Origin of the sequence: Nocardiopsis sp. CNR-923 (assembly GCF_001942255.1) — a bacterium.
In the GTDB taxonomy this organism is placed as follows: Bacteria; Actinomycetota; Actinomycetes; order Streptosporangiales; family Streptosporangiaceae; genus Nocardiopsis.
Genome location: NZ_MKKC01000099.1, coordinates 22521 through 32311, shown reverse-complemented (window position 1 = coordinate 32311; position 9791 = coordinate 22521). Strand labels below are relative to the sequence as shown.

The window sequence follows — 9791 nt, the reverse complement described above, 5'->3', positions numbered from 1 at the left end:
GACGATCTCCCAGAGCCCATCGGGCAACACGTCACTCACAGTCCGTGATCATGCCAGGCTCGGAGTCATCTCGCAGGACTTTTGAGATGAGCTCTAAGCGCTCGAGTTGGCGCAACAGGGTGTCCAGGGCGTAGCTGACGCGGGCTACGGCATTGTCAGAACGATCGTCAAGTTATCTCGGGTAATAATAGATGGAATGAGCAGAAGAAGGCAATTGGAGTAATTGCCCTCCTCTGTGATGACCATGATTTCTGGAGGGGGACCGCGGCAAATGATGCAATCAGTCCTCCTGGGTGGCCTGGGTCTTCAACGGGGACGGAGCCGGACAACTACGTTCTTCCAAGCGGGTCATGGAAGTACCATAGAGGACACCTTGGTGCTGATAGTTTGGGATTCAGTGGCGATGATCCGTGGAACCTGGTGACGCTTCACGCGAGGGCGAATAATCCCGAGATGTCCAATATTGAAGCCGACATCAGAAATGCGGTGAGTGAGGGGCAGGCTGTCTATATGTCGGTGGTTCCTATCTACTCTGATGCCCAGGAGATGCCAACTTACATTCACTACAGAGCTGTGGGGAGTGGGGGCTTGGATATTAATTCCTGTATTGAGAACAGGCAGAATTCAAGAACACTTGATGGACACGCGTGTACGTCTGCGATGTTCGAGCCTGGGGGATGGGGTGTTAGGCAGTGGTAGTCGACGAACTGCGGAATCTTCTGCTGGGTGGGCGCGCTGGTGAAGGAAGGGATCTGCGATTCCCTCATACGATGAGATTTCCCTTCCTCTGCCGACTGACTATATTGAAATGGTGGCGAAGATCGGCTCAGACTTCTCCATTGACGAAAAGCTCATTGTCAAGGGCCCTGGGGTGATTGATCGGTTTTTTCCTCAAGGTCAGAGGGATCTTGAGTATATTCACAAGAACACAGGCTTCTTTGTTCGTGGGGGCGAGATCCTCTTCGGGATTCTCGGGTTCCGGTGCCGAGTGGATTAGTTTCTCGAATCTCGTCTGCTGGGCCGAGGATGACTCGGGAAGAAAGCTCTTTTGGGAGCGTGTTGGAAACCCTGATGGTTGGCGAATTGTGGCCACTGATTGTGTGGCCAAGTTTGCTAGATATGAAATAACGGCAACCGACTATCTCTACAAACTATTGAGAAGGTCACTCTTTTGTTCGGTGTTCACTTCTTCCCGTTGGCCGGATCCGGATCGAATTCAGGTTATTTTTCATCGTGTTGACTCTGGATGATTTATTTATATTTCTGGTCTGACTGTTGTAGGGATGGTTTTTCGCTGGATGGAGGTTCTAGATCCATTCCCTTGCCTGATGTATTGATCGTGGCCTGTTGGTGGTCGCTGGGGTGTCGTCTTGGTTGTGGCCGGGCAAGGCACTGACACTGCAGGTCAGGTGGGGTGCTGAGGGGCTTCTGCGCGACTTCGACATATATGCCTTTCGTTGGTCTCTTCTCCTCGTGGCGGGGGTGGGCGACGGGGCAAGGTTCTCGGAGGGGCGGTGTCCAACCTGGGGTCGTGGGTGGCTTCTTTCTGGGGTGAAGGACGTTGTCAACCCGGAAGGTGTGAGCCGATGCGGCGCTGGACGAGAGCAGGCGGTGCCAGCATGAGCCGCGGCTGTACGCGGTGGGAGGACGGGGCCGCCGTCGCGTGCTCGGTCGACGGAGTACTTGCCCACAGGCGGAGGGAGCTGCGCTGCGGGTCGCTGGTCACTCCGAGCGGCTGGCGCTGCTCGATGATCTGCGCAGGCTCGCCTCGTACCTGGAGGCGAACCCGGATCTGCCGGTGGGGGAGATGACGCGGGTGGAGGTCGTCTACTTTCCTGAGGGGTGCGACGGGCACCAGCAGGACGAGGTGGCGCGTCTGGCGGGCGTGATGGAGGTGGCGCCGCGCTGGGAGGGGGACCACTACGTGAGCGAGAAGCGGATCAGGCAGGCGGGGTACCGCGTGGTGTCCATCCCGGAGAGCACGAGGGTGCGGGAGAGGCCGCTTCGCGGGAGCCGGTGAGCTTTCTTCTGGATCATGCCTTGGGCGTCGCCCAGGGCTTTTCTGTGCGCCGCTGACTTGCGGATAGGCGATAGCTGAGCTATCCACAGGGTTTTGCGGAACCGGTTGCGGAGGCCAGTTCGGCTATCTACTCCGGAGACTCGGGGCCCATCGTGCAGCCGTGCTCAGCCAGTCTCACGAGGAATTGGACATCCCGAGTCCAAGCCGAGTCGAGGGCGACTCCCTCGCGTCGTGCAGGGGACTACGGGAAGTCGCGCAGGCGGCGAAACTGATCCAGGCCAGCTCCCGCACCCGGCGCCGGTCGAGGGCGAGCAGACTGCGTGCGCCCGGCGCGAACGCCGCCGGCCCGCGCCGGATGGCCGCGCGCAGGCGCCGCCAGCGCCGCGAATGCACCCGGTGGCTGCGCGCGGTCACCCGCCGCCCTCGCGCGTTCTGCCCGCTCCGGGCCTCCTGCGGGGTGGCGTCGATCATCAGCACGTGCACCTCGTACCGGCGCAGTCGGCAGAGCAGGGCGAGCAGCACGCGGACCGGGAGCCGGGTCCCGCACTCGTGCACCACCACTGGGCCGCCGCGCAGCGCAGCCGCCACCCGGGCCAGGTGCAGTACGTGCACCACCCAGCGCCACAACGGGTAGGGGACCCGGCCGAGCATGGGTCGCAGCTGGTACCGCGACTGTAACGAGTCGATCACGCGCACACCGTCCGCGGTGAGCACGGTTCGCTTCTCGTCCCCGCGGAGACCGAACAGCCGCCGCAACAGGGTGCTCTTCCCGGCCCCGGGTACCCCGGCGACCAGAACCAGGGACCGCCGAGGGTAGACCGCTCCGCGCACCATCGCGTCATTCACCGTGGGCACACACCGCACCAGACCCTGGAACATCTTCGGAGCTCCTCAAAGCTGACCTTCGCGCCGGTGGGGCGCGGTTCAACAGTGGCGCGTCACCGACGTCATGGCGATACCGGGAATCGACGACCCTGGCGCGTACCGGGCCTCCCTGCGCACCCTTGGCGACGGGTCAGTGCCGGTACCGCGACCTGGTCGGGCGCACCGGCCGCGTGCGAACGGGCACGGGCGGTGGCGGAGTCGGCCACGATGTCCCAGGTGATCAGCTCCTTCGCGTCAGCCCGGGCCGCGAGTTGCTCGGAGGCGCGGTGCCAGGTGCCCCGCGCTGTCAGTGGCGGAACAGCACGTTCGCCGTCTCCCACGGACCCTGCCGCTGAGGTGGGTCCCGTCATGGTGTGCCGGTCCGCGCCAGGAACCGTACGCAGTTGATCGGCTGCCGCATGGCGAGCACCGGTGGCCGTCCGGGCTCAATGCCCTTCCGAGGCCACGGCCCCAGCACTGCCCACTGAGCGTCCGTCAGAACTCCCCGAGCCACCAGACTTGATCATTGCATGACCTTGATCCACTCACGAAGTACGCCCCAACGCTAGACGAGTCTTTCCGATCACGTTCAGTGGTCGTAGGCGGTCAGTGATCGGCTGACCGCCTGCCCTGTCTGGAAGTTGTGCCAGATCGCGGCTGTCAGTGCCAGCACCCGCTGAGCCACCCGAACCCCCACGTCCTCGACCGTGCGCACTCCATGTTGTTCCAGGTCAAGATGGCCTTTGAGGGTGTCGTTGACTGACTCGATCAACTGGCGGACCTTCTTGAGCATGGACCCCCGGCCGTAGGACCTCCTTTGTGCGGGAAAGCCTCAGCAACGTGACTGCCTGTTCGGACAGTGACCGCTTGAAGGGTTCGGGGGCGAAACCCTTGTCGCTGATCAGCAACAATCCCTGGCGATCGGCCACCAGACCGGCGTCGACCTCCAACATCGAGGCCAACACCTCGCGCTCGCCGATCTTGGGATCGGCCAGCGCCCACAGCATCGGCATCCCCGAGGGGGCGCAGACCAGGTAGAGCCGTAGCCCCCAGAAGAACCGTCGATGTGAGGAGTCGGTGGGTTCGTACCTGTTCCGCACGATGTACAACCCGGACGGCAGTGTGCGGTCGGTCGCGCTGCCCCCGACCGGGAGCCTGCGGGGCGAGGCCGTGGTGTACGACTACGACGAACTGGGCGACCCCACCACTCTCTCGGCTAACGAGGACATCATCACCGACACCCTGTACTCCAAGGTCGGCAACCGCGTCGAGGAGACCCAGTACAACCTGGGCGGGAACACCACACGCTCGTACTCGACGCCCGAGCAGGGCCCGGCGCACGCCGTGGCCCAGGTCGACCAGGACAGCGCGGGCAACCTCTCCACCACCCTGTACCTTCCGGGGATGGAGGACTCGTAGTAGCGGGTGGCCTCCTCGGTCCCCGCTCAGGGCAGGGGATGGTGTGGCAGTTTCCAACCGTCCTTGTATTCAAGGGGCAACGAGGCCAGATGTGCTTCGGCAGAGCATGGATCAGACAGGTGACGTGATTTCCTCTGCGCACAATGTCGGAAGTGTGCGGAGGACTGGCGTCGCGCGGCCCCAATGCGTCCACCCCGCGCGTCGCGCCATGCACGTCCGCTTGCCGGTTGTGCCCCGCCGGGGAGATGCTGGCGTCACGGAACCCACCGGGAGGTGCGCCATGGCGGTTCGGACCTCGGCCGTACGCCGCCGGGCCGCCGCACTGCTCGTGGCCGGCGCCGCCACCCTCAGCGGGTGCGCGGGGACCGGCGACGGTCCGCGCGGCTTGGCCGCTGCGGCGCGGGACCTCGGCGCGGGCGAGGAGGTGGCGGTCGGGCTCGACATCCCGTGGGGGCTGGCCTTCCTGCCGACCGGCGACGCCTGGTGGCGGAGCGGCACACCGGGCGCGTCCTCCTGGTGACTCCCGGAGGGGATGAGCCGCGGGAGGTCTACACGGTGCCGGGGGTGGCGGGGCCCGAGGGGCCGGAGTCCGGCTGGGAGGGCGGTCTGATGGGGCTGGCGGTGTCGCCTCGGTACGAGGACGACGGCCGTGTCTACGCCTACCTCACGACCGAGGACGACAACCGGGTCGTGCGGTTCCGGCTCGGCGGTGCGGAGCCGGAGGTCGTGTTCGACGGCATCGCCGGGAACAGGTACCACGACGGCGGCCGGATCGCCTTCGGGCCGGACGGGATGCTGTACGTCGCCACGGGCGACGCGGGGCGGCCGGCCCTCGCCCAGGACCCGGACAGCCCGAACGGCAAGATCCTGCGGCTCACGCCGGAGGGCGAACCGGCGCCGGGCAACCCGACTGCGGGTTCTCCCGTGTACAGCCTCGGCCACCGCAACGTCCAGGGCCTGGCCTGGGATGACGAGGGGCGGCTGTTCGCCACCGAGTTCGGCCAGGACGCGTTCGACGAGGTCAACCTGATCGAGCCGGGCCGCGACTACGGCTGGCCGGAGGTGGAGGGGGACGGAGGCGCCGGCGTCGGCCGCTTCACCGACCCCCTGCTCACCTGGACGCCCGACGAGGCGTCGCCCTCCGGCGCGGCCGTCCTCGACGACACCCTCTACGTCGCCGCGCTGCGCGGCGAGCGGCTGTGGGCGGTCCCTCTGGACGCGGGTGCGCCGGGCGAACCGACCGCGCTCCTGCGGGGCCGGTACGGCCGCCTGCGCACGGTGGAGGTCGCGCCGGACGGCGCGCTCTGGGTCACGACGTCCAACACCGACGGGCGCGGGGACGTGCGCGCGGGCGACGACCGGATCCTCCGGTTCGAGGTCGGTTGACCGGGGCCGTCGGGGTCCTGCCGGCCCGCCTCGGACTCTCCGGGCTCCGGGCTGCGCCCCGCGCCCGCGGTGGGCCGTGGCGGTCCACCCACGCGCCGACGGCCTCGCCGATCTCCTCGGGCCGGTCCTCCGGCGCGTGGTGCCCGGCCGGGCCGAGGTGCTCGGTCTCCAGGGCCGCCATGTGGGAGGCGCACCAGGCGGCCATCTCCTGGGTGATGAGCAGCGTCGGCGAGGAGTCGAAGGTCAGCAGCAGCTTCGGCACGTCGACGCTGGTGGCGAGCCACTCCTGGTACCCGTCGAGCCGCTCGGCGACGTCGGCGGGCTCTCCGTCCAGGGGCATGGAGTTGGCCCACTCCAGCAGCGGGCGGCGGCTCTCCGGGTCCGGGTACGGGGCCCGGTACGGCGCGATCTCCTCCTCGCTCAGCGGGTTGAGGACGCCTCGGGTGAAGGCCGCGTCCACGAGCGCGTGCCGCTCCAGTGCCGCCCGTGCGCCCTCCGGCGTGCGCAGGGTCGCGAAGCGCTCGCGGGCCGGTCCGCTCAGTTCCGACGAGGCCATCGGTCGGACGACGGCCTCCAGGAAGGCGACGCCGCGCACCCGCCCAGGGTGGCGCGCGGCGAAGTCGAAGGCGAGCGCCGCGCCCCAGTCGTGCCCGACGATCACCACCCCGTCCAGGCTCAGCGCGTCGAACCAGGCGTCGAGGTAGCGCGCGTGGTCGGCGAACCGGTGCGCGCCGCCCGGTTTCCCCGACCGGCCCATGCCGATCAGGTCGGGTGCGAGCAGGCGCGCCGGGGCGCCGACGCCGGGCATGACCCCGCGCCACACGCGGGAGGAGGCGGGGTTGCCGTGGAGGAAGACGACGGGGGTTCCCTCTCCGGTCTGCTCGTAGTACATGGTCGTGTCGAGGACGTCGATGACGGGCACGCTGACTCCGATCAAGGTAGTTAGTTTAACGAACGTTCGTGACACCAACGAAAATAGATCGTGAGGACGACGAACGCAAGCGCCCGGAGCCGACCCGTGTCCGCCCCCGGCGCGCCCGACCACACGGACGCCCCGGCACGCCCGCACGCCCCAGCGGGGGCGGCCCTGGACCGCGACGAGCGGGGCCCTAACCTGTCGATATGCATCTGGATCTGGTCACGCTCATCGTCGACGACTACGACCCGGCGATCGGCTTCTTCGTCGACGTCCTGGGGTTCGAGCTGGTCGAGGACTCCCCTTCCGCCACCGACGACGGCCGTCCCAGGCGATGGGTCGTGGTCCGCCCGCCGGGCGCCGAACCGGGCTGCTCCTGGCCCGCGCGGACGGTGAGGGCCAGGCCTCGGCCGTCGGCGGGCAGACGGCCGGCCGGGTCGGTTTCTTCCTGCGCGTCGACGACTTCGACGCGACCCACGCGCGCATGGTCGCGGCCGGGGTCGAGTTCGTCGGGGAGCCGCGCACCGAGCCCTACGGCCGGGTCGTGGTCTTCATCGACGTCGCTGGCAACCGCTGGGACCTCCTCGGGCCGGCGCCGGAGGACCGTACGGTCCGATCCCTCCTCGGTAGGCTGGACCGACACGCCTGGACGGGATCGGAACCGGCCAAGCGTCCCGGACCCTGCCCATGTCCGAGTCCTCCCCCTGGAGCCCGTATGCCAGACGCGTTACCCACCGTCGACGTCTCCGCCCTTCGAGCCCTGATCGCCGCCGACCCCGCCACCGAGCTCGTGGACCTGCGCACCCCCGCTGAGTTCGGGGGCTGCCACATCGGCGGCGCGGTCAACGCGCCCCTGGCCGAGATCGACCAGCACCTGGACCGGCTCACCGCCCACACCGCGGGCCGCCTCGTGCTCGTCTGCCAGTCCGGCGACCGCGCGACCCGCTGCCAGGCCCGGCTCGCGCGGGCCGGGGCCACCGACGCCGCTGTCCTGGTCGGCGGGATGAACGCCTGGAGGGCCGCCGGAGCCCCCGTGGTCGGCGGCACGGCGCGCTGGTCCCTGGAGCGGCAGGTCCGTCTGGTCGCCGGGAGCATCGTCCTGGTGTCCGTGGCGGCGGGCCAGTGGTGGGGGCCCGCGGTCTGGGTCGCCGGGTTCATCGGCGCCGGGCTGACCTTCGCGGCGCTCACCAACACGTGCGGGATGGCACTGCTGCTCGCCCGGCTGCCCCACAACCGATCGGGGCGCGGCTGAGCGGAACGCGTTCGGCGCGGTCCGGACCGCCGTGCGCACCGTATGTCGGAGGCACAACGACGGGCCTTGGGCGTGAACCCGCGACGGGGCACTCGTTAGAGGCCACATATACGCAAGGCGTACCGGAGGGCGTGCGCGGACTCCGTTCGCCACGCGGCGCGGAGAACACGCCGACTCCCACCGGTGGACTCGTCGGAGGGGACGGGGATCGGAGCCCGAGGCCGCCGCCCCCGGGCTCTCGTTCGGGGCGGCCGTGACGCCGTGACCCTCGACGCCGTGGTCCGTGGCTCCTTCCGTCCCTCCCGGAGTCGCCGGTGGCGCGGGGCCGGCGCGCGCGTGCCCGATGCGAGCTCACCGGGCGGGACACGGACCAAGGAGTCGCTCAGCGTGGCGGAGCAGGTCGCGCGGGCTCAGGAGAACCTCGGTGGCTTCCTGGACCGGTTGCGCTCCCGAGCGGCGTGAACCCCGTGGGCACGTGAGGGGTGTGCGAACGCTGGAGGCCCGGTGTGGGGCGGCGCGTCAACCCCGCGCGCACGTGACGGGGGCCGGTGCGCGTCGTGCCCACCGGCCCCCGTCGTGTCCGGAGGACCCCGGACCCCGGTGTCAGTCGCTTGGGAAGCGGGGCTCCACGATGGTGTTCGGCCCCGGATAGATCAGCCGTTCCTCACCGTCGGGGAACCGCACGACGTACGGCGGGCCGTTGTTGGCGCCGCGCACGTCCACGATCCTGCCGCTGTGCTGACCGTCACTGCTGGTGACGCCGTGCGTGTGCACGTAGTCGCCGATCCTCGCCTGCATGTCGCCCCCGATCGACATCGGCCGCCGCGGCGCGCCCGACGCTCGCGATCACCGACCGTGACCGGGATCTACCCCGTTCGGTGATCACCTGAACCGGCGTGCGGAACGTCGGTTGACGGGGCGTGCGGATTCCCCCACCGGGCGCCGTCTCCGGACGTTCGTGACCGCCCCGCCCGGAGACGGCGGTGCGGGACGGCTCAGCGGGCCATGAGCGCGCGCAGCTCCCCCACCACCTCGGCCGGGGCCTCCTCCGCCATGAAGTGGCCGGACGACACCGTGACGTGTCGCAGGTCGTCCGCCCAGCCACGCCACCGGGCGGCTGCGTCGAAGCCCAGGGCCGCGCCCCAGTCCTGCTGGAGCACAGTCACCGGCATGCCGAGCCGGTTCCCCGTCGCCCGGTCGTGATCGTCGTGCTCGACGTCCACGGTGGCCGAGGCGCGGTAGTCGGCGACGATCGACGGCACCGCCGCGCGGCACGCCCGCAGGTAGGCGGCGCGGACGTCCTCCGGGATCGCCTCCGGCGCGTTCGACCAGGCGTCCAGGAAGTGGCCGAAGAACGCGTCCGCGCCCGCCGAGATCATCGCCTCCGGCAGGCCGGGCGGTTGCGCCATCAGATACAGGTGGAACCCCACGGCGGCCGACACACCGTGCATGACCTCCCACATGTCCAGCGTCGGCAGGACGTCCAGCGAGGCCAGGCGGGTGACCGCCTCCGGATGGTCGAGCCCCGCGCGGAACGCCACGAGGGCGCCCCGGTCGTGGCCCGCCAGCGCGAACCGCTCGTGCCCGAGGGCGCGGGCGAGGGCGACGACGTCGGCCGCCATCGCGCGCTTGGCATAGGCGTTCCCGTCGGTGTCCTCGGGCTTGTCGCTGTCCCCGTAACCGCGCAAGTCGGGGCAGATCACGGTGTGGTCGGCCGCCAGATCGGCGGCGACGTGCCGCCACATCAGGTGGGTCTGCGGGAACCCGTGCAGCAGGACGATCGGACTGCCCGACCCGCCCACGGCGGCGTTCAGCGTGACCCCCTCGGCCACGGGCACGCGCTGGTAGTCGAATCCGCTGATCCTCGGTTCCGTGATCCTCGGTTCCATTCGGTCTCCTCGTCGTCGGCTCGGCGCCGCTCCGGTCGGGGCGGC

Annotated in this window: 13 protein-coding genes and 1 pseudogene; 9 read left to right on the top strand and 5 right to left on the bottom strand. The window is 69.0% G+C overall.

Annotation, left to right across the window (positions count from 1 at the left end; genetic code table 11):
- Positions 1 to 174 precede the first annotated feature (174 nt).
- Both BJF83_RS26190 and BJF83_RS17860 read left to right on the top strand, forming a co-directional pair.
- Positions 175 to 699 (top strand): DNA/RNA non-specific endonuclease, encoded by a 525-nt coding sequence (locus BJF83_RS26190; protein WP_316042304.1) that lies wholly within the window; start codon positions 175 to 177, stop codon positions 697 to 699.
- A 964-nt stretch (positions 700 to 1663) separates the two neighbouring features.
- Complete coding sequence (locus BJF83_RS17860) at positions 1664 to 2020, top strand: hypothetical protein (RefSeq protein ID WP_075927184.1); 357 nt, start codon at positions 1664 to 1666, stop codon at positions 2018 to 2020.
- 174 nt (positions 2021 to 2194) lie between these two features.
- On the opposite strand, the gene BJF83_RS17855 is transcribed toward BJF83_RS17860, so the two are convergent.
- Together BJF83_RS17855 and BJF83_RS29525 are read right to left on the bottom strand one after the other, a co-directional pair.
- The gene (locus BJF83_RS17855) at positions 2195 to 2899 is read right to left on the bottom strand and encodes an AAA family ATPase (protein ID WP_075927183.1); all 705 of its coding nucleotides are present in this window, start codon (positions 2897 to 2899) and stop codon (positions 2195 to 2197) included.
- Positions 2900 to 3473: 574 nt separating this feature from the next.
- Complete coding sequence (locus tag BJF83_RS29525) at positions 3474 to 3677, bottom strand: hypothetical protein (RefSeq protein ID WP_262391652.1); 204 nt, start codon at positions 3675 to 3677, stop codon at positions 3474 to 3476.
- Between the two features lie 98 nt (positions 3678 to 3775).
- On the opposite strand from BJF83_RS29525, the gene BJF83_RS29520 reads away from it, so the two are divergent.
- From BJF83_RS29520 to BJF83_RS17835, 4 genes are all read left to right on the top strand, one after another.
- Positions 3776 to 3922 carry a hypothetical protein gene (locus tag BJF83_RS29520; protein ID WP_262391651.1) on the top strand — a complete coding sequence of 49 codons (147 nt, stop codon included), beginning with the start codon at positions 3776 to 3778 and terminating at the stop codon, positions 3920 to 3922.
- Positions 3923 to 3961: 39 nt separating this feature from the next.
- On the top strand, positions 3962 to 4303 hold the full coding sequence (locus BJF83_RS17840; protein WP_075927182.1) for a hypothetical protein: 342 nt from the start codon (positions 3962 to 3964) through the stop codon (positions 4301 to 4303).
- A gap of 280 nt (positions 4304 to 4583) precedes the next feature.
- On the top strand, positions 4584 to 4823 hold the full coding sequence (locus BJF83_RS31195) for a hypothetical protein (RefSeq protein ID WP_394329355.1): 240 nt from the start codon (positions 4584 to 4586) through the stop codon (positions 4821 to 4823).
- Positions 4787 to 5689 carry a PQQ-dependent sugar dehydrogenase gene (locus BJF83_RS17835; RefSeq protein WP_394329354.1) on the top strand — a complete coding sequence of 301 codons (903 nt, stop codon included), beginning with the start codon at positions 4787 to 4789 and terminating at the stop codon, positions 5687 to 5689. Before BJF83_RS31195 ends, BJF83_RS17835 begins: the two co-directional genes overlap by 37 nt.
- Here BJF83_RS17835 and BJF83_RS17830 read toward each other — a convergent pair.
- Positions 5613 to 6626 (bottom strand): haloalkane dehalogenase, encoded by a 1014-nt coding sequence (locus tag BJF83_RS17830; RefSeq protein ID WP_075927181.1) that lies wholly within the window; start codon positions 6624 to 6626, stop codon positions 5613 to 5615. The two genes, BJF83_RS17835 and BJF83_RS17830, sit on opposite strands and share 77 nt — an antisense overlap.
- A gap of 185 nt (positions 6627 to 6811) precedes the next feature.
- Between BJF83_RS17830 and BJF83_RS31190 the strand changes: the two are divergent.
- The 3 genes and pseudogenes from BJF83_RS31190 to BJF83_RS29510 form a co-directional block, all read left to right on the top strand.
- Positions 6812 to 7125: pseudogene (locus BJF83_RS31190) on the top strand (VOC family protein); the annotation flags it as partial.
- Positions 7126 to 7320: 195 nt separating this feature from the next.
- Positions 7321 to 7857: a rhodanese-like domain-containing protein gene (locus tag BJF83_RS17820; protein WP_075927193.1), complete on the top strand. Its 537-nt coding sequence runs from the start codon at positions 7321 to 7323 to the stop codon at positions 7855 to 7857.
- 336 nt (positions 7858 to 8193) lie between these two features.
- Positions 8194 to 8319 carry an FBP domain-containing protein gene (locus tag BJF83_RS29510; protein WP_262391650.1) on the top strand — a complete coding sequence of 42 codons (126 nt, stop codon included), beginning with the start codon at positions 8194 to 8196 and terminating at the stop codon, positions 8317 to 8319.
- Between the two features lie 141 nt (positions 8320 to 8460).
- Here BJF83_RS29510 and BJF83_RS17810 read toward each other — a convergent pair whose 3' ends face one another.
- Both BJF83_RS17810 and BJF83_RS17805 read right to left on the bottom strand, forming a co-directional pair.
- Positions 8461 to 8655 carry a DUF1918 domain-containing protein gene (locus tag BJF83_RS17810; protein WP_075927192.1) on the bottom strand — a complete coding sequence of 65 codons (195 nt, stop codon included), beginning with the start codon at positions 8653 to 8655 and terminating at the stop codon, positions 8461 to 8463.
- Between the two features lie 197 nt (positions 8656 to 8852).
- Positions 8853 to 9746 carry an alpha/beta fold hydrolase gene (locus BJF83_RS17805; protein ID WP_075927179.1) on the bottom strand — a complete coding sequence of 298 codons (894 nt, stop codon included), beginning with the start codon at positions 9744 to 9746 and terminating at the stop codon, positions 8853 to 8855.
- Between the last annotated feature and the right edge of the window lie 45 nt (positions 9747 to 9791).